Origin of the sequence: Nocardia sp. NPDC057353, assembly GCF_042667085.1 — a bacterium.
GTDB lineage: Bacteria > Actinomycetota > Actinomycetes > Mycobacteriales > Mycobacteriaceae > Nocardia.
Genome location: NZ_JBHVAK010000054.1, coordinates 23,295 through 47,926, shown reverse-complemented (window position 1 = coordinate 47,926; position 24,632 = coordinate 23,295). Strand labels below are relative to the sequence as shown.

The window sequence follows — 24,632 nt, the reverse complement described above, 5'->3', positions numbered from 1 at the left end:
GAGCACTCGAAGCGCATGCGCCGCAGGCGCGAGTCTCGAGTGCTCGGCGACGAGACTCCCAGGGGCCGCGAACCCGTCGCGCCGCAGGCGCGACAAATTCAACACAGCCGGTGAGATTTCCAACTCAGTCCAGCGACACGTACACCTCGACCGAGGTAGGCCCGGTGTACCGCTCCAGCTCGGCGGTGTGCGACCGCGTGATGGTCCCGGCCGCCTCGGCCTTCGCGACCTGCGCCCACGCGGTCCGCAATAGGTCGTACGGCTTGTCCGAGACCACGAATCGCGCGTACCGCCCCTGCGGGATCCGGGTCAGCACATCGCCGGGGTCCAGGTCGTCCAGCCCGGAGACCTCGTAGCCGAGCACGGCGACCGCGTGGTCGTTCTGCCCGATGTAGGCGGCGGCGCGCGACACGCTCTTCTCCCGGGCGAGGTACCGATCCCAGGTGAAGTTGACCAGGTCGAGGTCGCGGGCGGCGACCTCGCGGCCGGTCAGCGGCACGGTGAGCCCCGCGACCAGGATCTCGTCCAAGGTGACCAGTTCGAAGTCCACTGCCATGTCCTACCTGTTCGCCTGTTCGTCGGCCAGCGCCACGAACACCTCGACGGTGCGGGCGTCCGGGTACTGCTCGACATCGCCGGTGTAGGAGCGCACCAGTTTCCCGGCGGCCTCGGCGTCCCACACCGTGCGCCAGATGGCGACGATGGTGTCGCCGAGGTTGTCGCCGCTGGCGGTGAAGCGGGCGAAGCGGCCTGCCGGGACCCGGGCGAGCACGTCACCGGCTTGCAGGTCGTCCAGTCCTCGGCAGCGGTAGCCGACAATGTGCGTGAGGTACGAGTTGATCTCCGGGGCGTGGTCGACGTAGGCCGTGGTCGGCGGCCCGGGCAGCCTGCGGGCGAGGTTGCGCTTCCAGGCCTCCTCGACCTTCGCCCGCCGCGGCCCCTCGACCGCGAGCGCCGGGCTGCGAAGTACTGTTCCCGCCACCAGCGTCTCGGGACGGTCAACGACATTGAAATCCACCGGCGTAGCCCCTATGTCTCGTCTTTCGTCGTCGCTCGAGCGCTATCCTCCCGCATCGCCCGCCCGGCGACGCTGTCGGCCCCGCGCCCGGCGCGTCGTTCGCTGCTCGAGCCCTTCGTGCGGTTTCGGCGCAGGTCGGCGCGGTTCCGGCCCGGCCGGGACCAGCGCGGTCCCGCCCGTGCGTCGCTCGCACTCCGGTTCGCTCTCACTCTGGCCAACGATGCTGCCACGTCCGTGGTTCCGCGGGGACGGGGTAGGCATAACCGTGATCTTGACAGCAACACGTTCAGCGGCCGCTGAGACCCGGAAAAAGCTCGCCGGGCTGGGCGGGGCCTGAGGTCGCCGGGGGGATCACGATGAAAGGTTCAGCGGGCGCCGTGCTCGGCGCCGCGGTGGTCTCGGGCCCGAAGATGTCGAATCCGCCGCCGGGTTCGGCGGGTTGCGGTGCGGGCTCGGTGCCGGGGAACTGTTCGACGGGGGTGCCCGCGAGCGCGCCATCCATGGTGTCCTTCCAGATGTCGGCGGGCAGCCCGGAGCCGTAGATGTCGCCGCCGCGCGCGGTGCGCAGCGGCTGCGGCAGGTCGGTGCCGACCCAGACCGCGGTGGCCAGCGACGGGGTGAAGCCGATCATCCAGGCGTCCTTGTTGGCCGCGGTCTCGCCGAGCTGGGTGGTGCCGGTCTTGGCGGCGGAGGGCCTGCCATCGGCGAGCCCGTGGTTGTTCGAGTACCCCGCGACCGGGAGCATGGCGCGCGCGGTGTTGTCGGCGATGGCGCGGGAGATGCGCTGCTCGCCGCGGCCCGGCTCGCCGCGGTCGAGCAGGACCTCGCCGCCGCCGGTCTCCACCTTCTGCACGAAGTAGGGCGGGTAATAGACCCCGCCCGCGGCGAGCGTGGCGTAGGCGGAGGCCATGTCCAGCGGGCGCACCAGGTACTGGCCGAGCACGATGCCGTTGTACGGCGGGGCGCCGTTCTCGGTCAGCGTCTTCCCGATGCCGGGTAGCTCCTCCGGGATGCCCGCCTGGTGCGCGGCGTCCGCGATCGCGCCCGGTCCGTCCGACATGGACATGGTGAGCCGGTAGAAGACGGTGTTGAGCGAGCGCTTCAGCGCCTCCGCCAGGCTGCACTTCCCGCAGCTCTCGCCGCCGACATTGGTGATGGTGGCGTTCCGGTCGGTGACCGGGGCGCTGTCGAAGGCGCGGGTGAGCGGGATCGCCTGCTGCTGGGCGGCGACGGCGGCGAACACCTTGAACGCCGAGCCGGTCTGCAGCGGCGCCTGCGCGAAGTCGTAGCCGGTGCCGTCGGCGCCGCCGTAGTAGGCCCGCACGGCGCCGCTGCGCGGGTCGACGGAGACGACGGCGCCGCGCAGCTGCGGCGGCTGCGGGCCGAGCCTGGCCGCGACGGCGTCCAGCGCGGCCTGCTGGGCGCGGGCGTCGATGGTGGTGGTGATCCGCAGCGCGCCGGTGCGCAGCTCGCGCTCGTCAATGCCCGCCGCGGCGAGTTCGCGCAGCACCTGGGTGCGCAGCAGCCCCTCGGGGCCGAGCGCGGTCGAGGTGTCCGGGATGGCGGTGACCGGGATGATGTCCGGGAAGGCGGTGGCGTCCCGCTCGGCGGCGCTGAGCGTGCCGAGCTCGACCATGCCGTCGAGCACGTAGCGCCAGCGGTCGCGCAGCTGCGGCAGGTGCGTCTCCGGGGTCAGGATCGAGGGCGAGCGGATGACGGCGGCGAGCACCGCGCCCTCGGCGGTGGTCAGTTCGGGCACCGGCTTGCCGAAGTAGTTGGTGGCGGCCGCGGCGATGCCGTACGCGCCGCGGCCGTAGTAGATGGTGTTCAGGTAGGCGGCGAGGATGTCGTCCTTGCTCCACTGCCGCGCCATCTTGGCGGCGATCACCAGCTCGCGCAGCTTCCTGGTGACGGTGCGGTCGTGGCCGAGGAAGGCGTTCTTGACGTACTGCTGGGTGATCGTGGAGCCGCCGCCCGCGTTGTCGTGGCCGAGCAGGTTGTCCCGGACGGCGCGCAGGAAGCCGGAGGTGGAGTAGCCGGGGTTGCTGTAGAAGTCGCGGTCCTCGGCGGCGAGCACCGCCTGCCGCACCGGGACCGGGACGTCGGTGAGCGGCACCGGGGTGCGGTTGCCGTCCGGCGGCACCACCGTGGCGAGCACCGTGCTGCCGTCCGCGGCGAGCACGGTGGCGACCCGGCCGCCCTGCGCGTCCGCCGGGCTCGGGATCTCGGCGCTCCAGTAGACCAGCACGAAGAGCAGCGCGGGCACCGCGACGAAGACCACGGTGAGCGCCAGCAGCAGCCTGCGCAGCCGCTGGCCCCGGGTGCGCCGGGGCCGCAGCGGCGCGCCGGGCGGGGTGGTGCGCTCGGCGCCGCTGTTCACCGCGCCGGGCAGCGGCTTCCAGCCCGCGATGGTGTCGTACTCGGGCTGCGGGGCGCGCCTGCGCTTCCCGGACAAGCTCACGAGCCTCTCCTTCCGAAAGCAGAACCTTCGGTGCGGCCGCCCGCGAACCCGCGGCGGAATCCCCCGACTTTACCCGCCGGGGGAGCCCCGATCAGCTCTTGACGCCGCCCGCGGTGAGCCCGGAGATGATCCGGCGCTGGAACAGCAGCACCATGATCACCAGCGGCACCGTGACGATGGTGCCCGCCGCCATGATCGCCGCGTACGGCTGCACCAGCGGGTCGTTGCCGGAGAAGCGCGCGATGGCGACGGTCACCGGCTCGGTCGCGCTGCTGGAGAGCAGCCGGGCCAGCAGGTACTCGTTGACCGCGGCGATGAAGGCCAGGATCGCGGTGGTGAAGACCGCAGGCGCCGCCAGCGGCAGCATGACCAGCCGGAACGCCTGCAGCTTGGTCGCGCCGTCGATCCGCGCGGCCTCCTCCAGCTCCCAGGGCAGCTCGGCGAAGAACGAGGCGAGGATGTAGACCGTCATCGGCAGCACGAACGAGATGTTCGGGATGATCAGCGCCTGGTACTGCCCGATCCAGCCGATATCGCTGAACAGCTGGAACAGCGGGGTCACCAGCACGACCACCGGGAACATGGAGGCGCTCAGGATCAGCCCGGAGACGATGTACTTGCCCCGGAACTGCAGCCGGGCCAGCGCGTACGCGGCGAGCACGCCGACGATCAGCGCGACGACCGTGGTCGCCAGACCGATGATGACGCTGTTCAGCAGCGCCTTGCCGAAGTCGTTGCCGCGGGTGGTGTCGAACGCGTTGCGGAAGTTCTCCAGCGTCACGTGCGTCGGCCACGGGGTGTTCTCGAACTGGTAGGCCGGGTCGCGGAAGGCGGTGACGGTCATCCAGTAGAACGGCGCCAGCCCCCAGAGCAGCACGATCAGCGCGCCGAGGTAGAGCCGGACGGTGCCGAGCCGCTTGGTCCACGGCACCGGGCGGGGCTGCGCCGCCGCGGGCTTGCGGGTGTCGATGGCGGTGCTCATGCTTTGCGCTGCTCCTCCTGCGTGCGGACCGCGTTCGCGCCGAGCACCTTCACCAGCACGAAGGCCACCGCGAAGATCAACACGAAGGTGATCGTCGAGAGCGCGGCCGCGCTGTTCGGCCCCTGCCGCACCTGGTCGACCACCAGGATGGAGAGGGTCCGGGTCGACGGGTTGCCCAGCGTCATGATCGCGGGCAGGTCGTACATCCGCAGCGCGTCCATGGTGCGGAAGAGCACCGCGACCAGCAGCGCGGGCTTGAGCAGCGGCAACGTGATGTGCACGAAGCGCTGCCAGGCCGACGCGCCGTCCACCTTGGCCGCCTCGTACACGTCGGCCGGGATCACCTGCAACCCGGCGAGCAGCAGCAGCGCCATGAACGGCGTGGTCTTCCAGACGTCGGCGGCGATCACCGCGAAGCGCGCGGGCCAGGCATCCGAGGTCCAGAGGATCTCGGTGCCGAGGATCCGGTTCACCACGCCGTCGTACTGGAACATGAACTCCCAGAGCCGCGCGGTGACGGCGGTGGGAATGGCCCACGGGATGAGCACCGCTGCGCGCAGCAGCGCCCGGCCGCGGAAGGTCTTGCCCATCACGACCGCCATCGCCAGGCCGAGCACGACCTCCAGCGAGACGGTGACCACGGTGAAGAAGAGCGTGATCCCGACCGCCATCCAGAACTGCGAGCCGAGCGTGCCGGTCGGGCACGGCACCAGCCCGCCCGCGGCCTGGCACTGCTGCAGCAGCCAGTGCGTGTAGTTCGTGAAGCCCGCGCCGCCGCCCTCGACGAACATGCCGGTGGCCGGGTCGAGCCCCGCGTCCTTCTGGAAGGACATCCAGAGCGCCCGGAACACCGGGTAGCCGATGACGACGGTCAGCGCGGTCAGCACCGGCAGGACGAACAGCCACGCCCGGCGGGACTTCCGCCACTCCGCGGCCAGCGCCGCGCCGAAGCCGGGCTTCTTCTTCCCCCCGGACGGTGGCCGCTGCTGTTCCTTGACCAGGGTGGCCGTTCCCGAAGGATCCGACACGTTCTCTCTCCTACGGGTCGTCGCTGCGCCGGGGCGGATTCCGCCGGTCAGTTACCGGCGGTCTCGATGCCCTTCTGCATGCCGATGATCGCGTCGTCCACCGTCTTGGTGCCGTTCAGCGCGGCGAAGGCGTTGTCCTGCACGGCCTTCGAGACCGCCGAGTAGAACGGGGTGACCGGGCGCGGCACCGCGCTCGCGATCGACTCCTTGAGCGCGGGCAGGTACGGCATCTGCGCGATCAGCGCCGGGTCGTCGTACATCGAGGCGCGGACCGACGGCAGCGCGCCGGAGGCGACGATCTGCTGCGCCTCCTCGGAGATCAGGAAGCGCAGGAAGTCGAGCGCGGTCGCCTTGTTCTTGGAGAAGGCGCTGATCGCGGCGTTGTAGCCGCCGAGCGTCGAGGCGCCGACGCCGTTCTCGCCGGGCAGCGGGGCGACCCCGAACTTGTCCTTGACCTGCGAGGCGTCGCCGCCCGCCTCACCGAAGAAGTAGGGCCAGTTGCGCAGGAAGAGCAGGTTGCCGCTGGCGAAGGCGTTGCCGCTCTCCGGCTCCTTGAAGGTGATCGCCTCGCGCGGGATGTCGCCGTTCTTGTAGGCGTCGACCAGCGTGCTCAGCCCGGTGCGGGCCTGCGGGCTGTCCACCGTCGGGGTCTTGCCGTCCGGGCCGACGAAGGTGCCGCCGTAGGCGTTGATCACCTCGGCGGTGTTCACCGTGAGGCCCTCGTAGGGGGCGAGCTGGCCCGCGTAGCAGCCGATGTTGTTCTCCCTGGCCACCTGGCACTGGCCGAGCATCTCGGTCCAGGTGCGCGGCGGGGTCGGGACCAGGTCCTTGCGGTAGAAGAGCAGGCCGCCGTTGGTGTTCCTCGGCGCCGCGTAGAGCGTGCCGTTGTAGGTCGCGCTGGCGACCGTCGGCGAGAGCAGCGCGGCGGTGTCGATGGTGAAGTTGTCCTTCAGCGGCTGGATCCAGCCCTTGGCCGCGAACTCCGCGGTCCACGGCACGTCCAGCGCGACGACGTCGTACCCGGACTGCTTGGAGCGCATGTGCTCGACCAGGTCGTCGTACTGCTGGTTGGCGTCGTTCGACTGCTCCTTGAACGTCACCTGCTCGTTCGGGTGGGTGGCGTTCCAGCGCTCGATGATCTGCTTCACCACCCCCGTCTCGGTGGTGTCCTTGCCCTCCACGTAGGTGATCGGGCCGCGGCCGTCCAGGTTCTCCGTGGTCGGGTTGGTACCGCCGCCGCTGGAGCAGGCCGAGGCGAACGTCGCGGTGAGCAGCGCCGCGGAGGCGATCGCCAGCGACGTCCGCGCCGCGATCGACGAACGTAGGGACGACACCTTCTTCAAAGCCATCGCGAACACTCCCGGGTCGAGACGTGAGCGGCGGCACATCAGCCGACGCACAAGGCAAGATACATGGTGTTCACCGGGAGCGCTGGAGCGCGTTCCCTCTCGGGGGCGCTCGCTAGGCTGGCCGGGATGACTTCGCCGAACGCGGTCCCGGACCGGATGCTCACCCGGATCGGCGGCCTGCTGCGGCAGGCCGAGTCCACCGACAACGAGCACGAGGCCGAGGCCTTCCTGGCCGCCGCGCAGCGGCTCGCCACCCGCTCCGCGATCGATCTCGCCGTCGCCCGCGCGCACGTGGCGGGCAGGCAGCGGCGCGCAACGCCGATCCAGCGGGTCATTCCGATCGGCGAGCCGGGCCGGAAAGGTCTGCGCACGTACGTGCAGCTGTTCGTCGCGATCGCCGCGGCCAACGATGTGCGCTGCGATGTCGCGCGGACCTCGACCCAGGTCTTCGCCTACGGTTTCGCGGGCGACATCGACGTCTGCGAGGCGCTCTACAGCAGCCTGCTCGTGCAGATGGTGCGGGCGAGCGACCAGTACATCAAGTCCGGAGGGTACCGCTCGGCCACCGTCGAGAAGGTGGTGGTGGAGAAGCGGCTCGGGCGCACCGTGCGGCGCCGGGTCTCCGCGCCGGTCGCGCCGGTGACCGCGCGGCTCAACTTCCAGGCGGCGTTCGCGGCGCGGGTCGGGAAGCGGCTCGCCGAGGTCAAGGCCGAGGTGGTGCGGGACGCCGAGCTGCCCGACGATTCCGGCACGCCGGGTACCGCGATCGCGCTGCGCGAGAAGGAACTCGAGCTCACCGACTTCTACCGCAGCACCTCCGAGGCCAGGGGGACCTGGCGCGGGGCGTCGGCCTCGCTCACGCCGTCCGCGGACGCGCGGCGGGCGGGGGACCGGGCGGGTCGGGTGGCGCGGCTCGGCACCGCGCCCGAGCTTGGGGCGCCGCGCGGCGAGCTGACGTGACGACACCCCTGCCGCGGCGGACCCCGACCGGGGACGAGCCGACGTGACGGTTCGCGATTCGCAGCGGGCCGCGGTCTACGACGCGGAGCAACTGGTGCGCGGTGCCTTCGAGCGCGCGGACGAGTTCGGGAACCGCACCGTCGAGGTGTTCGGGTCGCAGCTCACGCTGCCGGTGGAGCGGCGGTTCGGGTCGGTGGAGTCGGTGGCCGGGTACGTCGAGCGGGTGCTGGCGCTGAACTGGATGCGCGCGGGGTGGGCGCGCGCGGGCGTCCCGGTGCGGGTGCGGGCGCGGCGCGGGGCGACCGCGGCGCACTACGAGCCCGCGGGCGCGGTGCTCGCGGTGCCGGTCGAGCGCGGGTGGGCGCTGCGCGAACTGGTGGTGCTGCACGAAATCGCGCACCACCTGGCGCCGCCGGACCCCTCCGAGCCCGCGCACGGGCCCGCCTTCTGCGCCCGCTACCTGGAGTTGGTCGACGGGGTCGTCGGGCCGGAGGCGGCCTTGCTGCTCCGCTCGGCGCTGCTCGGCACCGGCGCCCGGATCGGATGAGGGAGTCGCCCGCGGCGGCTCGACCCGGCCGAAGTTCGCCCTCCGGCGCGGCGGCACTTTCCGGCCGGGACCGGTGCCCGATCTGTCCGTAACTGTCCGGTATCCGGCCTACGCCTCGACCAGCGTGCGCACCCGCCGCACCCGCTCGACCCACCACCGGGTGCGCTCCGGGTCCGGGTGCCGGTAGCGCTCCAGCAGCTCCGGGTCCGGCACCGGCGGCGCCGCGGGGACCTCGAGGAACCCGTCCACCGGCAGCACCGGCTCGGCCAGCACGTCCCCGGTGAAGAGCGCCCCGCTCCCGAGCCCGCAGGCATGGTCGAGCTCAGGCAGCGCCCCGGCCAGCGCCAACTGCGCCCCCAGCCCGACCCCGGTCTCCAGCGCCGACGACACCACGCACGGCAACCCCGCCGCCTCCGCCACCCGCAGCGCCCGCCGCACCCCGCCCAGCGGCGTGCACTTGATCACCGCGATATCGGCGGCCCCGGCGACCGCGACCCGCAGCGGATCCTCCGCCCGCCGGATGGATTCGTCCGCCGCGATCGGCACCCCGACCCGGCGCCGCACCGCGGCCAGCTCCTCGATCGTCCGGCACGGCTGCTCCGCGTACTCCAGCCCGCCTGCGGCCCGGTCCAGCGCGCCGATCCGCGCGACCGCGGTGTCCACGTCCCAGACGGCGTTCGCGTCGATCCGCACCGCCCCGCCGGGCCCGAGCGCCGCCCGCACCGCCTCGACCCGCGCGATGTCCTCCGCGAGCGAGTCCGGGTGGTCGGCGACCTTCACCTTGGCGGTGCGGCAGCCGGATTCGGCCACGATCCGGTGCGCCCGCTCCGGCTCGACGGCGGGCACGATGCAGTTCACCGGAATCCGCCGCCGCACCGGGGCCGGCCACCCGCCCGCCGCCTGCTCCAGCGCGGTGGCCAACCAGTTCGCCGCCTCCCGGTCGTCGTACTCGGGGAACGGGCAGAACTCGCCCCAGCCGCGCTCCCCCTCCAGCAGCACGCCCTCGCGCACGGTGATGCCGCGGAACCGGGTGCGCAGCGGAATCGCGTAAACCAGCATGCCGGGATTCTGCCGCAGCCCCGCAAATCCCCCGCCCGCACTCGAGTAGTTTCCCGGTACTCGATCCGTCCCCCCGCCGCGACCATTGACGTCACGCCACAACAAGCCCCCACCGGGTTTGCGGCCCGTCCCGCGTCCGGCGGCCGAAGCAATGCGGCGCAGCCGCAAGTCTCGGCCGCCGGACGCGGGACCCCGAAGGGCCGCAAACCCCGCCCGCGCCAGCGGGCAGAAAGGCACAGCATGACGACCGCCTATCCGGACCCGCGGTACAGCGCCATGCCGCCCCCGCCGCCCGGTCCGCCGCCCCCGCCCGCGAAGAAGCAGCTCAACCCGCTCGACGTGGCGATCGGCGTGGTCCTGTACTCCATCGCCGTCGTCCTCGCCGGCTGCTCCGCCTACGCCACCCTCTTCTTCGCCATGGCCGCCGACTCCTGCAGCTATGGCGGCAAGAGCTGCGACTACGTCGGGTCGGGGATGGGCGTTTCGTGGGGCGGCGCCGCGCTCGCGGTGCTCATCGGCGCCGTCATGCTGCCGATCGCCGCGTGGCGGTACTGGCCGCTCTGGATCTGGGGCGTCGTCCCGCTGATCTTCGTCGTCGGCGGTTTCCTCTGGGGCTACAGCATCATCGCGGCCGGTACCTCGGCGTGACCCGGCCCTCCGGTTGGCGGATCGCCGCGGCCGCCGTCGCGATGCTGCTCCCCGGCGCGTTCTTCGCCTTCGTGACCTGGCTCTTCCCCATCGTCACGCTCGGCTGCACCTACCAGGTGTGCGACGAGTCCTACCTGCCGTACGCCCAGGGCGTCTCCTGGGGTGGGATCGCGATCGCGCTGGTGGCGGGCGCCGTGCTGCTGGTGTCGGCGGTGCGCGGCGGGCGGCCGCTGTGGCCGGTGGCTGTCGGCACGGTCGGCGTGATCTTCGCGGCATTCTGCGCGGGCGTCTCGATCACGAGCCTGGTCACCTCGACCTGACCGACCGCTGCCCTTCCGGGTGTGGCCGCGGCGGTCCCGGGTCATGCTGGGAGCAGGCGGACGTCAGGGGGCGCGATGGCAGGGTGGCGACGGTTCGATTCGCGGCGCCCGGAGTGGCGGGACCCCCGTCCCGCCACGCCCTTCGACCTGCTGCGCACCATCGCGGGCGCGCTGCTCGCGCTCGTGGTCGCCGGGCTCGCCATCGCGCTGGTCCCGCTCTACGGGCTCTTCGCCGACGCGGACCGGGACGGCCTCGGTGAGGTCTGGCCCGCGGCGCTGATCGCCTGGGGCGGGCTGATCTTCGCCGCGGTGGTCGCCGTCTCGCACGTGTGGGAGCGAGTGCGGTACGGCAGGCCGATCGGCTGGGGCCCCGCGGTCGCCGTCCCGGTGATCGTCGAGGCCTGGCTGCTCGGCCTGGTATTCGCACTCGCCCTCGGTGAGCTGCGCTGACCCTCAGAGGGTTTCGAGAATCATGGCGTTCGCCAGCCCGCCCGCCTCGCACATGGTCTGCAGCCCGTACCGCCCGCCGCGCTCGCGCAGCGCGTGCACCAGCGTGGTGGTGAGCCGGGCCCCCGAGGCGCCGAGCGGGTGCCCGAGCGCGATGGCGCCGCCGTTCACATTGACCTTGGCGAGGTCGGCCCCGGTGTCGTCGGCCCAGGCCAGCACCACCGAGGAGAAGGCCTCGTTGATCTCGACCAGGTCCATGTCGGCGAGCTCGAGCCCCGCCCGGCTCAGCACCTTGCGGGTGGCCGGGATGACCGCGGTCAGCATGAGCAGCGGGTCGTCGCCCGCGACGGCGAAGCTGTGCAGCCGGGCCAGCGGGGTGAGGCCGAGCTCGGCGGCCTTCGCGCCGCTCATGATGAGCACCGCCGCGCTGCCGTCGTTGATCTGGCTGGCATTGGCGGCGGTGATGTTCCAGCCGATCTCCGGGTAGCGGGCCGCGATCGCCTCGTCGTAGTAGGCCGGGCGCAGCCCGCCGAGCAGCTCCAGCGTGCTGCCGGTGCGGATGCCCTCGTCGGTGCTGAGCCCGGCGAGCGGCGCGAGCTCCGCCGCGAAGGCGCCGTTCTTGGTCGCTAGCGCCGCCTTCTCGTGGCTGGCCAGCGCGAACTCGTCCAGTCGGGTCCGGCTCAGCCCCCAGCGCGCGGCGATCAGCTCGGCGCTGATGCCCTGGCCGACCAGCCCGTCCGGGTAGCGCTCGCTGAAGCCGACGCCCGCGATATCGCTCGCGCCGAGCACGCTCGACCCCATCGGCACCCGGCTCATGGACTCCACCCCGGCCGCGATCACCACGTCGTAGGCGCCGGAGATCACGCCCTGTGCCGCGAAGTGCACCGCCTGCTGGCTGCTGCCGCACTGCCGGTCCACCGTGGTCGCGGGCACGGACTCCGGGAAGCCCGCCGCGAGCACCGCCCTGCGGGTGATGTTCACGCTCTGCTCGCCGGACTGCGTCACCACGCCGCCGATGACGTCGTCGACCAGCGCCGGATCGATCCCCGCGCGGTGCACCACCGCGCGCAGCGAGTGGGCGAGCAGATCGACGGGGTGCACCCCGTGCAGCGCGCCGGTCGGCTTGCCCTTGCCGATCGGAGTGCGGACCGCTTCGACGATGACTGCGTCTCGCATCGTGCTTCCTTCCCTTCGGCGGAGCCATCTGACTCTACCGCGATATAGCTAGTCTCCGCCCTGGCAATAGTTGAGTCAAGTCAGCCGGGGTATGATGTGCGCCATGCCCGCCGTCATGGAAGGACCCCTCGCCGATCTCGCCGCCTGGCGGCCCACCGAGTGCTCGATCGCCAAAGCGCTGGAGGTGGTCGGCACCCGCTCGGCGCTGCTCATCATGCGCGAGGCGTACTACGGCACCAGCCGGTTCGACGGTTTCGCCGCGCGGGTCGGGATCACCGATGCGGCGGCCGCCGCCCAGCTGCGCAGACTCACCGCCGCCGGGCTGCTCGCCAAGCAGCCCTATCAGGAGGAGGGGCAGCGGACCAGGCACGAGTACGTGCTCACCCCGATGGGGCGCGACCTGCTGCCCGTCGTGCTCGCGCTGCAGCAGTGGGGGGACAGGTACCTGCAGGCGGGGCCCGCGCCGCTGCTGCTGGTCGAGGAGGCGACGGGCGATTCGGTGCGGGTCGAGGTGCGGAGTTCCTCGGGCGCGGAGGTCGAGCTGGAGGAGCTCGGAGTCCGCCTCAACGAGGAGTTCGCGCGCAAGCGTCGCCTGCGGTCGGTGGAACCAGGGGGCGCGGCCGACGACCGCGCCCCCGAACCCCGCTAGTCGAGCCGGCTCCCGTTCGCCGCATCGAAGAAGTACACGTGCTCCGCGGCGACCCCGAGCTGCAGCTTCGCCCCCTTCGGTGGCGGATTCCGCCAATCCGCCCGCGCCACGACGGTCTCGCCCGCACCGGTCGGCGAGTCACCGAGCGTGCGCCCGTAGAGGTAGGCGTCGGAGCCGAGCTCCTCGACCACGTCCACCTCCATGGCGATCCCGGAATCGCTCCCGAGCTCGAAGTGCTCCGGCCGGATGCCGACGGTGAGCGAGCCGGAGCAGGCGTCGGTGACCGAGCGCGGCACCGGGATCGGGCAGCCGCCCAGGTACACCGCGCCGTCGCTGACCGGGAGGGTGAACAGGTTCATGGCAGGTGAGCCCATGAAGCCCGCGACGAAGACATTGGCCGGGTCGCCGTACAGGTCGCGGGGGGTCGCGCACTGCTGCAGCCGCCCGTCCTTGAGCACCGCGACCCGGTCGCCCATGGTCATCGCCTCGACCTGGTCGTGGGTGACGTAGACGGTGGTGGTCCCGAGCCGCCGCTGCAGCTGCGCGATCTGGGTGCGGGTCTGCACGCGCAGCTTGGCGTCCAGGTTGGAGAGCGGCTCGTCCATCAGGAAGACCTGCGGCTGCCGCACGATCGCCCGCCCCATCGCCACGCGCTGGCGCTGGCCGCCGGAGAGCGCCTTCGGCTTGCGCTCCAGGTACTGCTCCAGGTCGAGCAGCTTGGCGGCCTCCAGCACCCGCGCCCTGGTCTCCGCCTTGTCGACCTTGGCGAGCCGGAGCGCGAAGCCCATGTTCTCGGCCACGGTCATGTGCGGGTACAGGGCGTAGTTCTGGAACACCATCGCGATGTCCCGCTCCTTGGGCTCGGCGTGCGTGACGTCGTCCGCGCCGATCAGGATGCGCCCGGCGCTGACCTCCTCCAGCCCGGCCAGCATGCGCAGCGAGGTGGACTTGCCGCACCCGGACGGGCCGACCAGGACGAGGAACTCCCCGTCCGCGATCTCCAGGTCGAGGCTGTCGACGGCGGGGGTGGGGTTGCCCGGGTAGAGCCGGGTGGCGTGCTCGAAAGTAACCGTGGCCACGGTGGATGACCATCCCTTCACCGGCAGGAACGTGCCGGACGATCCGAGTAGGGGAATCGCGGGGATGCTATCCGGTCGGGGTGGATCGCGCACCGGCCACCACCCGGCGCGGTGCCGGATTCAGCCCTGCAGTACCCCGTGCAGCGCCACGTCGGCGGCGAAGGCGGCGTTCTCCTCGGCGCTGCGCTCGCGGAAGGTGAAGCAGCGGAGCAGGACCGCGTTGGTCAGCCAGGCGGCGATCTCCGCGGGCGGGTGGTCGTCGGCCAGCTCGCCGCGCTTCTGCCCGCGCTCGACGACCGGCTCGATGATGGTGGGCAGGTGCAGCAGCGCCTTGATCGAGCGGAGCCGCTCCGGCGCGCCGTAGGTGTCGTGCGCGACGGCGACCAGCAGGGTGTCCATGAAGACGCGCTCCGCGGCGATCAGCCGCGCGCAGCCGAGCAGGTAGCGGCGGATGATCGCCTGCGCGTCGGGGTCGAAGGCGGCGGCGTCCGCGATCTCGGTGCGGAGCTGGTCGAACGGGCCGCGCAGCGCCGCCTCGATGATGTGGATCTTGCTGGGGAAGAGCAGGTCCAGCTTGTCCCGCGGCACGCCGGAGGTCTCGGCCACGTGGTCCATCGTGGTGGTGAAGTACCCGCGGGTGCCGAATTCGGCGCGGGCCGCGGCGATCACGGCGGCCCGCGGATTGCTGGGCAGCGGCACCGGAGTCCGCTGCGGCACCGGGACACCTACCGGCCGGTGCCCCTCGTCGAAATCGATGGCGCCGCTGAGCAGCGCCGCCAGCGTGTTCGCCAGCAGCTCGGGGGTGACGACCTCCGGCTCCACCCGCATGCGCAGCTGCAACCCCTCCAGCAGCGCGTTCGCGCCGATCGCGAGGGTGCTCGCGCCGAGCGGGCGGCGCAGGGTCACCCCCACCCGCTCGAACGCGGAATCCAGGACGGCGTGCGCGATCCCGTCGCGCAGCCGGTAGGAATCGCGGAGCCGGGCGCGCAGCGGGGTGTCGGAGGGCGCGAGCCAGTGCGCGAGCAGCTGCCTGGCGAACCGACGAGGCTCGGTGAGCGCCGCGAACCGCTCCAACACCAGCGCGTGGATCGCCCGGTCGCCGCGCTGCCCCGCGGCGTCCAGCCGCCCGATCTCGGCGCGCAACTCCTCGGCGCCGCAGTTCACCGGCGGCGGCAGCGCCTTGCCGACCGCGTCGAGGAACAGCTGCTTGGTGTGGAACTTGCGGTAGAAGGTCGCGGCCGCGGCACCGGTGCTCGCCACCATCCGATCGCGGTTCAGACCGCGGTTCAGCACCAGCGCCGGTTCCTCGGTGAGCGTGTCGAGCGCCGCTTCGATGAAGCGGGCGATCATCGGGTCTGCGGACTTCATCGATGCGGTCCCCCTCGCCTTGGCCTGTCCTCGGCTGCGGCCTCGAACGCCGTTCCCGCAGCACACATCCCCGAATGTGCCGAAACCGTCGCAGCCCGTGAATCGGAATTGTCGCATGCGCGCCGGATCGGTGTCACAGCCCGGACTGACGTACGCGTGCAAATCGAATCACATGGAAGGTGTCACCCGCATCGACCGCTGCACCGAGCGGCACAGCAGAGAGACGCGTCATGACCAGGAACGCAACCGCCATGCCCGATCCCGATCCCGAGCCGGAGCGCAGGTACCCCGATCCCGGGCTGAGCGCCAGGGAGGCGCAGGTGGTCAGGGAGTGGCTGCTCGCCGACAACAAGGCGCAGGTGTGCCGCAAGCTGTACCTGGCCGCGGGCACCGTCAACACCCACCTGAGCCGGGCCAGGCGGAAGTACGACGAGGTCGGCCGACCGGCCACGACGAAGGCGCAGCTGTTCGCCAGGGCCGTTCAGGACGAGCTGATCGACCTCGACGAGTTCTGACCCCGCCCGCCTCACGGCCGGGTGAGCACCGCGCGGATGCCCTGCGCGGTGAGGTGGTGCAGCGTGGCCTTCGCCAGGTAACCGACGAGCGCACAGGCGCTCGCCACCCCGCCGGACCCGGCCGACCCGCCGAGCCGGAAGCGGGCGGCCGCGGTGCCCGCGAGCAGCTCGAACGCGACGTCCACCGCGAAGCCGTCGCTGCTGACCAGGGTGACCGCCGCGACCTCGACGCCGCGCGCGTCCGCGGGCCCGCGCCCGGGACGGTCCCTGGCCCGCACCACCCGCAGCCGCCGGACATTGTCCGGCTCCCGGTCGGCGGGCGCGGGCGCGACCCGGATCGTGTGCACCGCGTCGATGAGCTCCGCCAGCGCGGCATCGGCGGCCACGACGTCGAAACACCGGCCCTCACCCATGCGCCCAGTATCGGCGTCTTCGGCGGCGGCGACCAGTCGTCGGTTCCGATGATCATCGCTCCCGGCGCGCGCCCTCGCTCGCCGGTAGCCTCGCCCCGGTAGCACCCACACGGACGACGAGGAGCAGAGCATGAGCCGACCGGTTCGCATCGGAGTTCAGCTGCAGCCGCAGCACGCCCCCGACTACCAGCTCATCCGGGACGCGGTCCTGCGCTCCGAGGACGCCGGGGTGGACATCGTCTTCAACTGGGACCACTTCTACCCGCTCACCGGCGACCCCGAGGGCGCGCACTTCGAGTGCTGGACCATGCTCGGCGCGATCGCCGAGCAGACCGAGCGGGTGGAGCTGGGCGCGCTGGTCACCGGCGGCGGGTACCGGAACTTCGACCTGCTCGCCGATATGGCGCGGACGGTGGACCACATCAGCGGCGGCAGGCTCATCCTCGGCATCGGGGCCGGCTGGTTCGAGCGCGACTACGACGAGTACGGGTACGAATTCGGCACCGCGGGCAGTCGGCTCGCGCTGCTCAAGGACGGGCTGGCCCGGATCGATGCCAGGCTGAAGAAACTGACTCCCCCTCCGACCAGGCACATTCCGGTGCTGATCGGCGGTGGCGGCGAGAAGAAGACGCTGCGGCTGGTGGCCGAGTACGGCAATATCTGGCACAGCTTCGGCGACCTGGAGACCTTCACCCGCAAGAGCGGCATCCTGGCCGAGCACGCGGCCGCGGTCGGCACCGACGTGGGGCGGATCGAGAAGTCGACGGCGTGGCCGGGGGTGGAGCAGGCGAAGGCGTTCCACGAGGCGGGCGTCACGCTCTTCACCGTCGGCACCAGCGGCCCGGACTACGACCTGAGCCAGGTCGAGGAGGCGATCCGCTGGCGCGACGAGGTGAACCCGGAGTCGGTGGTCGGGCTCTCCTGACCGCGGCGCGCAAGGGTTTCGCGCTGTGAGACCCGTGATAGCGGGGGATTCGCTGCCGCGCGGCTAGGGTGGGATCCCATGTCGGTTTCCCGTGCGGTCCGCTCGTCGGCCCTGCTCGCCGCGGTCCTCGCGCTCGCCACGCTCGTGCTGAGCGGGTGCGGCTCGGGCGACGGCGGCACGCAGGCCCGTGACCTGTGCGCGCCGCCGGGGCCGACCGCGGCCGCCGCGGCCCCCGCCAACCTGGCCGCCCCGCAGGGCGCGGGCGCCGACCGCTACACCACGCCGAACGTGGTGCCGCTGGACTCGATCGACACCACCCGGCTCGGGCTGATCAACCCGGGCAGGCTCAGCGTCGGTACGCTCTCCGACGCCCCGCCGAGCATCTGCGTGAACGGCAGCAACCAGGTCACCGGCTTCGACAACGAGCTGCTGAAGGCCATCGCGGCCAAGCTCGGGCTGACCGTCGACTTCGCCACCACCGACTTCTCCGGCCTGCTCGCCAGCGTCGCCGCGGGCCGGTACGACGTCGGCTCGTCGAATATCACCACCACCGACGCGCGGCGCCAGCTGGTCGGCTTCACCAACGGCTACGACTTCGGCTACTTCTCGCTGGTCACCCCCGCGGGCAGCGCCATCACCAGCTTCGCCGACCTGCAGCCGAGCACCAGGATCGCGGTGGTGCAGGGCACCGTGCAGGACGAGTTCGTGGTGAACCAGCTCGGCCTCGACCCGGTGAAGTTCCCGGACTACAACACCGCCTACGCCAACCTGAAGTCCGGCCAGGTCGATGTCTGGGTGGCGCCCTCCGCGCAGGCCGACGGCGCCATCGCGCCCGGCGACCCGATCACCATCGCGGAGAACACCTTCAGCCTGGACAACTTCGTCGGCTACGCCACCGCCAAGACCAACCAGCCGCTGATCGACGCGCTGAACAGCGGCCTGGACGCGGTCATCGCGGACGGCACCTACGCCCGGCTCTACCAGGACTGGGTGCCGCGCGAGCTGCCGCCGGGCTGGAAGCCGGGCTCGCGCGCCGCGCCCGTCCCCGAGCTGCCCGACTTCCGCGCGCTGGCCGCGCAGAACGAACAGCCGGAACAGGCCGCCGCCGCCCCGAAATCCACGCTGGAGCAGCTCGGCGACACCTTCTTCGACTGGTCGCTGTACAAGCAGGCCTTCCCCGAGCTGATCAAGACCGGGCTGCCGAACACCCTGATCCTGGCGGTGGTCTCCGGCGTGCTCGGCACCGTGATCGGCATGCTGCTCGCGGTGGCGGGGATCTCCCGCACCCGCTGGCTGCGCTGGCCCGCCCGGGTCTACACCGACATCTTCCGCGGCCTGCCCGCGGTGGTGATCATCCTGATCATCGGGCTCGGCATCGGCCCCGTGGTCCGCAACATCACCGGCAACAACCCGTACTGGCTCGGCGCGGTGGCGCTGGCGCTGCTGGCCTCGGCCTACATCGGCGAGATCTTCCGCTCCGGCATCCAGTCGGTGGAGCCGGGGCAGCTGGAGGCGGCGCGCGCCATCGGCTTCGGCTACCGCCAAGCCATGACGCTGGTGATCATCCCGCAGGGCGTGCGCCGGGTGCTGCCCGCGCTGATGAACCAGTTCATCGCGCTGATCAAGGACTCGTCGCTGATCTACTTCCTCGGGCTGCTGGTCAGCCAGCGCGAGCTCTTCGCGGTCGGCCGCGACCTGAACGCGCAGACCGGCAACCTCTCCCCGCTGGTCGCCGCCGGCCTCGTCTACCTGCTGCTGACCATTCCGCTCACGCACCTGGTCAACTACATCGACCGGCGGATGCGCACCGGCCGCCCGGACCGGCCCATCGACCCGGCGGACCAGGCCGCCATCACCGAAGGACGCTGATCATGAGTGCTTCGCTCACCGGCACCGGGCTGCACCTGACCCTCGGCCGCACCCACATCCTGCGCGGCGTCGACCTGCACGTCGACGCGGGCCGCACGGTCACCGTCATCGGGCCGTCCGGGTCGGGCAAGTCCACCCTGCTCCGCGTGCTGAACCGGCTGCACGAACCGGACCGCGGCGACATCCTGCTGGACGGCAAGTCGGTGCTCACCGAGAACCCGGACCGGCTGCGCCGCCGGATCGGCATGGTCTTCCAGCAGTTCAACCTGTTCCCGCACAAGTCGGTCGCGGAGAATGTCGCGCTCGGCCCGCGCAAGCTGGAGGGGCTCTCCGCCGAGCAGGCCCGCGCGCTCGCCGTCGAGCAGCTGGAGCGGGTCGGGCTCGCCGACAAGGTGGATTCCAGGCCGGGCAACCTCTCCGGCGGCCAGCAGCAGCGCGTCGCCATCGCCCGCGCGCTCGCCATGAAGCCGGAGCTCATGCTCTTCGACGAGGCCACATCGGCGCTCGACCCCGAGCTGGTCAAGGGCGTGCTCGCGCTCATCGCCGAGCTCGCCGCAGGCGGCATGACCATGGTCGTCGTCACCCACGAGATGGGCTTCGCCCGCTCCGTCTCCGACCAGGTCGTCTTCATGGACCAGGGGGTCGTCGTCGAGCAGGGCGCCCCCGACGCCGTCTTCGACAACGCCGAGACCCCCCGCCTCCGCACCTTCCTCGATCAGGTGCTGTAGACCGTCGCCGGTGCTGCCCAGAGGACCGGGGCGGTGGCGGGGGTGGGGTCCGTGCGCCAGGTGGCGAGGCGGGTGCGCTGCCAGTCGGCGTGCGCGGTGACGGGGTCGGGGTGTTCGTGGGCGGCGTCGATGGCGCAGACGGTGTCCTGCAGGGGGGTGGCGGTGGTGGGGGCGCCGGCGAGGCGCTGGACGGCGAGGTCGGTGGGGAGCGGCCAGCGGCAGGCGGTGACGAGCTCGGCTCCGCCGGAGATCATGGCGGTGACCAGGCCGAGCGCCTCGCCGAAGCGGAGGTCGCCGCCGCTCTCGCAGGCGATCAGCGCGACCCGGGCCGGGATGGGCCAGAGTTCGTTGCCCGGCCGCGGGTCGGGGTCGCGGGTGTGCGAGCCGAGCAGCAGGTCCTTCGCGGTGAACGGGCGGTGGGTGCGCAGCGGGGCGGCGAAGCCGGGGAGCTCGGCGGGGCAGGCGAGGTGCAGCGCGGCCTCCTCGCTGCGGCCGGACTCCGGCGCGGCGGCGGTGACGTGGCCGACGTAGAGCAGCCTGCTCGCGCCCGCGCGCAGCAGCTCGCCGAGCAGGTCGCGGTCGAGGTCGGTGCGGCGGAAGGCGGCCGCCGGAGTGGCCGCCGCCGGGGCCAGCCTGCCGCTCGCGGCGTACTCGGCGACCCGGCGGGCCACCGGCATGGCCGGGTCGGGGCGGCCGAGGACCGAGCCGAGCGCGGAGTCGGCGCGGAAGCCGGGGACCCGCGGGTCGAGCACGGCGAGCACCGGGAGCGCCGGGTCCCACGGGCGCGGTTCGCGCGCCCGGACAACGCTCACCGGCGGCAGCAGGCTGAGGTCGGCGATCTCGATCAGCCGGATCGCGGGGTCGGGGGCGAGCAGCTCCCACGGCACCTGCGCCACCCGCGGCGCGGGCTGGATGCGCAGGTGCGGGCGGATACCGCCGGTCATCAGCTCGTGCAGGGCGACGGCCAGGTTGTAGGGGAGGAAGACCCGGGACAGCTCCTCGGCGAGTTGCTGCTCGCGCCGCGGATCGGCGAGCGCGCCCGCGGTGAGGGCGTTCTCCAGGCCGCCGGGAGTCGCGGGGTCGGGCAGGGCGGCGGCGAGGACGTCGAGGACCGCACGGACCTGCGCCTCCGGGACGACGCCGATTCCCGGTGCGGCGGCGTGGTTCTCCCAGCGCCACCAGAGGTAGAGGTCGCCGGCGTCGGCCATCCGGATGTAGGCGGTGGGCCTGCTCAACTCCGCACCACCCGGTTGTCCCGCACCGGCCTGCCGTACCGCTGCTCGGCGGCGGCCAGGTGCCCGGCGAGCGCGATCCGCCCGCCCGGCAGCGCGATCCGCGGCGGCGGCGCCACGGCGAGCCCGGCGGCGGCCGCGACCTCGGCGAGCGCGATCCCCAGCTCGACGGCGCCGCCCGCGGTCAGCGCCCCGCCCTGCTGCTCCGGCGGATCGATCCAGGTCAGCGGCAGGGTCGGCGAGGCAGCGGTGCCGGTGCTGCGGTCCAGGTCGATGGTGGTGCCCGCGCAGCGGGTTTCGATCAGCTCGGCGATCAGCTGCCCATTCCCGGAGGCGTAGGCGAGGCGGAAGGCGACCCGCGCGGCCGGGTCCGCGATCTCGGCGTTCCAGCGGGCCCGCTGGGTGCCGTCCGGGAAGGTGAAGCGCACGGCGTCGAGGGCGAGCGCGGCGATCACCGCGAGGTCGGTACCGCGGGCCAGCAGCGCCGGGTCCGGCTGCGCCGCCTCGATCAGTGCGGCGTGCCAGTAGTCGATCTGGGCGCAGCGGGTGGTCATGCCGCGCTCCGCGCAGGCCGAGAACGCCTGGTCCAGCAGGGCTTCCGCCTCGGGGAGGCGGCCGGTGCGGGCGGCGACGGTGGCCAGCCGCACCCTGACCTCCGCGGCGTCGAGTACCGCGCCGGAGCCCTCGAACCGGGCCAGCGCGCCCCGGTACGCCGCCTCCGCGTCGGCGAACCGCTCGGCTCCCTCGGCCAGGAAGCCGCGCAGCTTGGCGCCGACCCCCGCCCGGTGCGCGATCCCGGCCCGCTCGAAGTACTCCTGGCTGCGACGCAGCGGCTCCGCGGCCGCGTCCGGGCGGCCGCACCGGGCGAGCATGATGGCGGTGTTCTGCTCGGCCTCGGCGAGCGCGTTGCCGTCGCCCGCCTCGGTGAAGGCGGCGCGCGCCTGGGCGGCGAAGTCGAGCGCCAGGTCGGTGCGGCCGGTCTCGAAGTGCGCGGCGGCCAGGTTCAGCAGCGGGTGTCCGGCCAGGTCGGGGGCGAATCGGACGGCGGTGTCGAGCGATTCGGTGGCGAGTTCGATGGCGCGGGCCCAGTGGTCGCGGTGGATGGCCACGGCGGTGAGCGAGAGCAGGCAGGCGACCCGGACCCGGCCGAGCTCCGGGTCGGTGCTACCTGCCAGCAGGGTCGCGGCCTCCGCCAGCGAGTCCTGCGCCCCGTCCAGGTCGCCGAGGTGCTGCTGCACCTGGGAGAGGTTGACCAGCGCGTGCGGGCGCGTCCGCACCGCGTCGGCGGGCATGAGCGCGAGCGCTTCGCGGAGCAGCGGCAGCGCCTCGGTGTGCTGTCCGAGTTCGTCGTGCATGCTCGCGGCATTGGTCAGGGCGGCGAGGCGGATGCCCTGGTCCGGGTCGCTACTCGCCGCGCGGAAGATCCGCAGCGCCTCGGCGACCTCGCCCCGGCCGTACGCCGCGGCCCCGGCCGCCAGCAGCGCGCGGCCGTCCGGCGCACCGTCGCCCGGCCCATCGGGAGCGTCGGGCTCGATCGGACCCGTGGCGCCGGGATCAGAAGTCGGAATCATCGGCAGCAGCGGCGCTCTCGGCCCGCAGCAGGGAATCCGTCCCGGACAACCGGGCGCGGGCGAAATCGCGGACCCGGACCCGATCAGCCGCCGAATCCGGCTGCGCCGACCCGACTCCCGGGACGAAGAGCTCCGGCTCGCCGGCATCGGCCGCGGCGAGCGTGGTAACCCACCGATCGGCCGCGGCATCCAGCGGCGCCCGCAGCTCCCCGACCCGAACCCAGGGCCGCAGGTGCGCGGGCACCAGCACCGGAACCGCCCGCGGCGCCGCCACCACCTCGACCCGCAGCACCCCGGCCCCGCCCTGCCGCAACGACTCCCAGGTCAACGCCTGCTCGGAGGCGTCGACCACCCCGGGCGGGCAGCGATGCCAGGCCCACCCGGTGCTCCCCCGCCGCAGCACCATCCCCTCCCGCACCCCGTCGCCTGCGGCCAGCGCGTAGTCCTCGGCCCGCGCCGCCACCGCGACCGCCTCGGCGGCGACCGCGTCGGCGCCGTCCACCAGCGCATCGCAGGCAGCGGTCAGCTCGGCGATCTCCGCGTCCAGCAGCCCGGGGTCGAGCGCGGCGATCCCGTCCAGCGTGGAGGCGGGCCACCAGCGAGCGGCCCAGTGCGCGTACGCGAGCCGCCGCGCCGCCTCGGCCTGCGCGAGGTCGGCGGGCTCGGCATCGAGCGGCCCCTCGACGCGATCGGCGACGGCCACCGCGGCCGCTTCCCCGTAGAGCGCCCAGAGCCAGTCCTGCGCGATCTCGGGATCGTCCAGCACCGCCGCCGGAACCAGGCTGTCCCCGAACAGATCCCAGGTCAGATGCCCACCCGCGACCTCGAGCACCAGCACCCCGACCCCCGGAGCCGGGTCGAGCACGGTAGGCGCCCCGGCAGCCGCGAGTACGGTCAGCCCGCCGGCCCTGCGCACGTCAACGGTCACCATCAGCCCGCCCTCTGCGCCGGAGTCTCCAGCTCAGCACGCGCGCTGAGCACCTGCTTCACCCGCATCCGGTGATCGAGCACGACCGAGCGGGCGACACCGTCGAGCAGATCCCACAGCTCGTCCGGGTCGTACACCGGTGCCGCCCGCACATCCCGCCCGTGCAACCGCACCCAGAGCCTGCGCAGGTACGGCCGCCACGGCCGCGCGAGATCGGCGGCGAGCGCGGCGAGCGGCTCCGCATCGGGCGCCCCCGCGATCGACAACCGCCGCGCCGCCAGCACATACGCCTCCCGCTGCCAGCGCCCGTTCACGATGCGGTGCGCGGCGGTGGTGTCCGGCGCGGTCACCGGCGTGCCGTCCGCGGCGGGCGCGCTCACCCCGGCGGGCGCGAGCCCGAGCGCGAGCGCGATCCCGGCGGCCGCGGTGAGCCGCAGCGACTCGTCCAGCAGCGCCAGCGGCGCACAGCAGCGCGCGACCTCCGCGGCGACCAGCTCCGGCACGGTCGGCAGGTCGGCCCGCTCGCTCCCGCCCTGCAGCACGGTGAAGACCCGCTCGTAGACCGTCCGGTCGAACGGCCGCCCCAGCTGCGCGGTCGCGGCGGAGCTGCCGACCGCGGGCTGCTGCGGCACCGGGCGCGCGGTGAGCCCGAGCTCGGCGGCGGTCCACCCGGTCACCAGCTGCCAGAGCTCGATGCCCGCGTGCGTGCCCGCGTGCGCGTCGAGCAGGTCGTCGAAGGTCTGCAGGCCGTTGTCGACGCCGTCGGTGAGCCGGGCGGCGGCGCAGGCGTCCAGCAGGGTGTGCAGCTCGGCGCCGTGCGCGGGGGTCGGCGCCTCGGTGAGCGGGCGCCGCGCCCACGCCGTCGCCAGCAGCTCGGCGAGCTCGGCGGCGCGCGCCGGGTCGGTGAGGTGCGCGCGCAGCACGGCGACGGTGCGGCCCGCCGGGTTGTCGTGGATCTCGCGCAGCGCGGCCTCGGCGACGGCCCGGTCGCGCAGCGGCTCCGGGGCGCCGCGGGTGGCGGCGAGTTCGAAGCAGCGCTGGAAGTAGAGGTCCTGCGGGTTGCCGTCGGTGATCTTCGCGGCCCGGCGCACCTGCTTGAGCAGCGTGAACCAGGCGGCGGTGGCGCGCAGGTCGTCGGCGGCGGCGTGCAGCCTCGCGGTGAGCAGGGCGATGCCGTCGGCGTCGAGCACCGGGCCCGCGCAGGCGGGGTACTGCACCGGCCGGATCACCAGCGGGTCGAGCACCAGTTTCACCGTGCGGCGCAGCGGCCCGCCCTGCGGACCGCTGAGCGGTGCCAACCCGTCGAACCCGCGCCACACCTCGTCGAGCACAGCGGCCCGGGGTCGTCGCATCGCACCAG

25 protein-coding genes are annotated in these 24,632 nt (G+C 72.9%); 10 read left to right on the top strand and 15 right to left on the bottom strand.

The window, feature by feature from the left end; translation table 11 throughout:
* Window positions 1-124: 124 nt before the first annotated feature.
* From ACFUUZ_RS24605 to ACFUUZ_RS24580, 6 genes are all read right to left on the bottom strand, one after another.
* Window positions 125-556, bottom strand: coding sequence for a GyrI-like domain-containing protein (locus ACFUUZ_RS24605; RefSeq protein ID WP_378700049.1), 432 nt, complete (start codon window positions 554-556; stop codon window positions 125-127).
* A gap of 3 nt (window positions 557-559) precedes the next feature.
* Window positions 560-1,018: a GyrI-like domain-containing protein gene (locus ACFUUZ_RS24600; protein ID WP_378700047.1), complete on the bottom strand. Its 459-nt coding sequence runs from the start codon at window positions 1,016-1,018 to the stop codon at window positions 560-562.
* A gap of 286 nt (window positions 1,019-1,304) precedes the next feature.
* Complete coding sequence (locus ACFUUZ_RS24595; RefSeq protein WP_378700045.1) at window positions 1,305-3,479, bottom strand: transglycosylase domain-containing protein; 2,175 nt, start codon at window positions 3,477-3,479, stop codon at window positions 1,305-1,307.
* Between the two features lie 91 nt (window positions 3,480-3,570).
* Entirely contained in the window at window positions 3,571-4,461 is an 891-nt protein-coding gene (locus ACFUUZ_RS24590) for a carbohydrate ABC transporter permease (RefSeq protein ID WP_378700043.1), read from the bottom strand.
* Window positions 4,458-5,489: a carbohydrate ABC transporter permease gene (locus tag ACFUUZ_RS24585; RefSeq protein ID WP_378700041.1), complete on the bottom strand. Its 1,032-nt coding sequence runs from the start codon at window positions 5,487-5,489 to the stop codon at window positions 4,458-4,460. The genes ACFUUZ_RS24590 and ACFUUZ_RS24585 overlap by 4 nt, the downstream gene beginning before the upstream one ends.
* 47 nt (window positions 5,490-5,536) lie before the next feature.
* Window positions 5,537-6,838, bottom strand: a complete 1,302-nt coding sequence (locus ACFUUZ_RS24580) for an ABC transporter substrate-binding protein (RefSeq protein ID WP_378700039.1) — start codon at window positions 6,836-6,838, stop codon at window positions 5,537-5,539.
* A gap of 126 nt (window positions 6,839-6,964) precedes the next feature.
* Here ACFUUZ_RS24580 and ACFUUZ_RS24575 point away from each other — a divergent pair, with 126 nt between their 5' ends.
* Both ACFUUZ_RS24575 and ACFUUZ_RS24570 read left to right on the top strand, forming a co-directional pair.
* On the top strand, window positions 6,965-7,798 hold the full coding sequence (locus tag ACFUUZ_RS24575; RefSeq protein WP_378700037.1) for a DUF2786 domain-containing protein: 834 nt from the start codon (window positions 6,965-6,967) through the stop codon (window positions 7,796-7,798).
* 43 nt (window positions 7,799-7,841) lie between these two features.
* Window positions 7,842-8,345, top strand: coding sequence for a TIGR04338 family metallohydrolase (locus ACFUUZ_RS24570; RefSeq protein ID WP_378700035.1), 504 nt, complete (start codon window positions 7,842-7,844; stop codon window positions 8,343-8,345).
* 108 nt (window positions 8,346-8,453) lie between these two features.
* On the opposite strand, the gene ACFUUZ_RS24565 is transcribed toward ACFUUZ_RS24570, so the two are convergent.
* Window positions 8,454-9,404 (bottom strand): o-succinylbenzoate synthase, encoded by a 951-nt coding sequence (locus tag ACFUUZ_RS24565; protein ID WP_378700034.1) that lies wholly within the window; start codon window positions 9,402-9,404, stop codon window positions 8,454-8,456.
* A gap of 240 nt (window positions 9,405-9,644) precedes the next feature.
* Between ACFUUZ_RS24565 and ACFUUZ_RS24560 the strand changes: the two genes are divergently transcribed.
* The 3 genes from ACFUUZ_RS24560 to ACFUUZ_RS24550 all read left to right on the top strand — a co-directional run bounded on the left by ACFUUZ_RS24560 (window position 9,645) and on the right by ACFUUZ_RS24550 (window position 10,822).
* The gene (locus ACFUUZ_RS24560; RefSeq protein ID WP_378700033.1) at window positions 9,645-10,052 is read left to right on the top strand and encodes a hypothetical protein; all 408 of its coding nucleotides are present in this window, start codon (window positions 9,645-9,647) and stop codon (window positions 10,050-10,052) included.
* Window positions 10,049-10,372 (top strand): hypothetical protein, encoded by a 324-nt coding sequence (locus ACFUUZ_RS24555; RefSeq protein ID WP_378700032.1) that lies wholly within the window; start codon window positions 10,049-10,051, stop codon window positions 10,370-10,372. Before ACFUUZ_RS24560 ends, ACFUUZ_RS24555 begins: the two co-directional genes overlap by 4 nt.
* A gap of 75 nt (window positions 10,373-10,447) precedes the next feature.
* Window positions 10,448-10,822 (top strand): hypothetical protein, encoded by a 375-nt coding sequence (locus ACFUUZ_RS24550; protein WP_378700031.1) that lies wholly within the window; start codon window positions 10,448-10,450, stop codon window positions 10,820-10,822.
* A gap of 3 nt (window positions 10,823-10,825) precedes the next feature.
* On the opposite strand, the gene ACFUUZ_RS24545 is transcribed toward ACFUUZ_RS24550, so the two are convergent.
* Window positions 10,826-11,995, bottom strand: a complete 1,170-nt coding sequence (locus ACFUUZ_RS24545) for a thiolase family protein (protein WP_378700029.1) — start codon at window positions 11,993-11,995, stop codon at window positions 10,826-10,828.
* A 91-nt stretch (window positions 11,996-12,086) separates the two neighbouring features.
* On the opposite strand from ACFUUZ_RS24545, the gene ACFUUZ_RS24540 reads away from it, so the two are divergent.
* Window positions 12,087-12,644, top strand: coding sequence for a winged helix-turn-helix transcriptional regulator (locus ACFUUZ_RS24540; RefSeq protein WP_378700027.1), 558 nt, complete (start codon window positions 12,087-12,089; stop codon window positions 12,642-12,644).
* Here ACFUUZ_RS24540 and ACFUUZ_RS24535 read toward each other — a convergent pair.
* Together ACFUUZ_RS24535 and ACFUUZ_RS24530 are read right to left on the bottom strand one after the other, a co-directional pair.
* On the bottom strand, window positions 12,641-13,723 hold the full coding sequence (locus tag ACFUUZ_RS24535) for an ABC transporter ATP-binding protein (RefSeq protein ID WP_378700025.1): 1,083 nt from the start codon (window positions 13,721-13,723) through the stop codon (window positions 12,641-12,643). The two genes, ACFUUZ_RS24540 and ACFUUZ_RS24535, sit on opposite strands and share 4 nt — an antisense overlap.
* A gap of 120 nt (window positions 13,724-13,843) precedes the next feature.
* Complete coding sequence (locus ACFUUZ_RS24530) at window positions 13,844-15,091, bottom strand: TetR family transcriptional regulator (protein WP_378700023.1); 1,248 nt, start codon at window positions 15,089-15,091, stop codon at window positions 13,844-13,846.
* A gap of 230 nt (window positions 15,092-15,321) precedes the next feature.
* On the opposite strand from ACFUUZ_RS24530, the gene ACFUUZ_RS24525 reads away from it, so the two are divergent.
* Window positions 15,322-15,606 (top strand): LuxR C-terminal-related transcriptional regulator, encoded by a 285-nt coding sequence (locus ACFUUZ_RS24525; protein WP_378700021.1) that lies wholly within the window; start codon window positions 15,322-15,324, stop codon window positions 15,604-15,606.
* A gap of 11 nt (window positions 15,607-15,617) precedes the next feature.
* Here ACFUUZ_RS24525 and ACFUUZ_RS24520 read toward each other — a convergent pair whose 3' ends face one another.
* Entirely contained in the window at window positions 15,618-16,019 is a 402-nt protein-coding gene (locus ACFUUZ_RS24520; protein ID WP_378700019.1) for a hypothetical protein, read from the bottom strand.
* A 130-nt stretch (window positions 16,020-16,149) separates the two neighbouring features.
* On the opposite strand from ACFUUZ_RS24520, the gene ACFUUZ_RS24515 reads away from it, so the two are divergent.
* The 3 genes from ACFUUZ_RS24515 to ACFUUZ_RS24505 all read left to right on the top strand — a co-directional run bounded on the left by ACFUUZ_RS24515 (window position 16,150) and on the right by ACFUUZ_RS24505 (window position 19,541).
* On the top strand, window positions 16,150-16,944 hold the full coding sequence (locus tag ACFUUZ_RS24515) for an LLM class F420-dependent oxidoreductase (RefSeq protein ID WP_378700017.1): 795 nt from the start codon (window positions 16,150-16,152) through the stop codon (window positions 16,942-16,944).
* 78 nt (window positions 16,945-17,022) lie between these two features.
* On the top strand, window positions 17,023-18,813 hold the full coding sequence (locus ACFUUZ_RS24510) for an ABC transporter substrate-binding protein/permease (protein WP_378700015.1): 1,791 nt from the start codon (window positions 17,023-17,025) through the stop codon (window positions 18,811-18,813).
* A gap of 2 nt (window positions 18,814-18,815) precedes the next feature.
* On the top strand, window positions 18,816-19,541 hold the full coding sequence (locus tag ACFUUZ_RS24505; RefSeq protein WP_378700013.1) for an amino acid ABC transporter ATP-binding protein: 726 nt from the start codon (window positions 18,816-18,818) through the stop codon (window positions 19,539-19,541).
* On the opposite strand, the gene ACFUUZ_RS24500 is transcribed toward ACFUUZ_RS24505, so the two are convergent.
* Genes ACFUUZ_RS24500 through ACFUUZ_RS24485 form a run of 4 tightly spaced genes read right to left on the bottom strand, consistent with a single transcriptional unit; the run spans window position 19,529 to window position 24,624 of the window.
* A complete protein-coding gene (locus ACFUUZ_RS24500; protein ID WP_378700055.1) occupies window positions 19,529-20,749 on the bottom strand; it encodes a CHAT domain-containing protein in 1,221 nt (406 codons plus the stop codon). The genes ACFUUZ_RS24505 and ACFUUZ_RS24500 overlap by 13 nt on opposite strands.
* 23 nt (window positions 20,750-20,772) lie before the next feature.
* On the bottom strand, window positions 20,773-22,344 hold the full coding sequence (locus tag ACFUUZ_RS24495) for a tetratricopeptide repeat protein (RefSeq protein ID WP_378700011.1): 1,572 nt from the start codon (window positions 22,342-22,344) through the stop codon (window positions 20,773-20,775).
* On the bottom strand, window positions 22,328-23,275 hold the full coding sequence (locus ACFUUZ_RS24490) for a hypothetical protein (protein WP_378700009.1): 948 nt from the start codon (window positions 23,273-23,275) through the stop codon (window positions 22,328-22,330). Before ACFUUZ_RS24490 ends, ACFUUZ_RS24495 begins: the two co-directional genes overlap by 17 nt.
* On the bottom strand, window positions 23,275-24,624 hold the full coding sequence (locus ACFUUZ_RS24485; RefSeq protein ID WP_378700006.1) for a hypothetical protein: 1,350 nt from the start codon (window positions 24,622-24,624) through the stop codon (window positions 23,275-23,277). The genes ACFUUZ_RS24490 and ACFUUZ_RS24485 overlap by 1 nt, the downstream gene beginning before the upstream one ends.
* Window positions 24,625-24,632 lie beyond the last annotated feature (8 nt).

Excerpts from the sequence above, each read along its gene's own strand:
- ACFUUZ_RS24525 (WP_378700021.1), top strand. The coding sequence starts at position 15,322 with ATGACCAGGAACGCAACCGCCATGCCCGATCCCGATCCCGAGCCGGAG.
- ACFUUZ_RS24560 (WP_378700033.1), top strand. The coding sequence starts at position 9,645 with ATGACGACCGCCTATCCGGACCCGCGGTACAGCGCCATGCCGCCCCCG.
- ACFUUZ_RS24580 (WP_378700039.1), bottom strand. The coding sequence starts at position 6,838 with ATGGCTTTGAAGAAGGTGTCGTCCCTACGTTCGTCGATCGCGGCGCGG.
- ACFUUZ_RS24490 (WP_378700009.1), bottom strand. The coding sequence starts at position 23,275 with ATGGTGACCGTTGACGTGCGCAGGGCCGGCGGGCTGACCGTACTCGCG.
- ACFUUZ_RS24520 (WP_378700019.1), bottom strand. The coding sequence starts at position 16,019 with ATGGGTGAGGGCCGGTGTTTCGACGTCGTGGCCGCCGATGCCGCGCTG.
- ACFUUZ_RS24550 (WP_378700031.1), top strand. The coding sequence starts at position 10,448 with ATGGCAGGGTGGCGACGGTTCGATTCGCGGCGCCCGGAGTGGCGGGAC.
- ACFUUZ_RS24515 (WP_378700017.1), top strand. The coding sequence starts at position 16,150 with ATGAGCCGACCGGTTCGCATCGGAGTTCAGCTGCAGCCGCAGCACGCC.
- ACFUUZ_RS24485 (WP_378700006.1), bottom strand. The coding sequence starts at position 24,624 with ATGCGACGACCCCGGGCCGCTGTGCTCGACGAGGTGTGGCGCGGGTTC.
- ACFUUZ_RS24500 (WP_378700055.1), bottom strand. The coding sequence starts at position 20,749 with ATGGCCGACGCCGGCGACCTCTACCTCTGGTGGCGCTGGGAGAACCAC.
- ACFUUZ_RS24510 (WP_378700015.1), top strand. The coding sequence starts at position 17,023 with ATGTCGGTTTCCCGTGCGGTCCGCTCGTCGGCCCTGCTCGCCGCGGTC.
- ACFUUZ_RS24505 (WP_378700013.1), top strand. The coding sequence starts at position 18,816 with ATGAGTGCTTCGCTCACCGGCACCGGGCTGCACCTGACCCTCGGCCGC.
- ACFUUZ_RS24545 (WP_378700029.1), bottom strand. The coding sequence starts at position 11,995 with ATGCGAGACGCAGTCATCGTCGAAGCGGTCCGCACTCCGATCGGCAAG.
- ACFUUZ_RS24605 (WP_378700049.1), bottom strand. The coding sequence starts at position 556 with ATGGCAGTGGACTTCGAACTGGTCACCTTGGACGAGATCCTGGTCGCG.
- ACFUUZ_RS24590 (WP_378700043.1), bottom strand. The coding sequence starts at position 4,461 with ATGAGCACCGCCATCGACACCCGCAAGCCCGCGGCGGCGCAGCCCCGC.
- ACFUUZ_RS24530 (WP_378700023.1), bottom strand. The coding sequence starts at position 15,091 with ATGAAGTCCGCAGACCCGATGATCGCCCGCTTCATCGAAGCGGCGCTC.
- ACFUUZ_RS24495 (WP_378700011.1), bottom strand. The coding sequence starts at position 22,344 with ATGATTCCGACTTCTGATCCCGGCGCCACGGGTCCGATCGAGCCCGAC.
- ACFUUZ_RS24540 (WP_378700027.1), top strand. The coding sequence starts at position 12,087 with ATGATGTGCGCCATGCCCGCCGTCATGGAAGGACCCCTCGCCGATCTC.
- ACFUUZ_RS24575 (WP_378700037.1), top strand. The coding sequence starts at position 6,965 with ATGACTTCGCCGAACGCGGTCCCGGACCGGATGCTCACCCGGATCGGC.
- ACFUUZ_RS24565 (WP_378700034.1), bottom strand. The coding sequence starts at position 9,404 with ATGCTGGTTTACGCGATTCCGCTGCGCACCCGGTTCCGCGGCATCACC.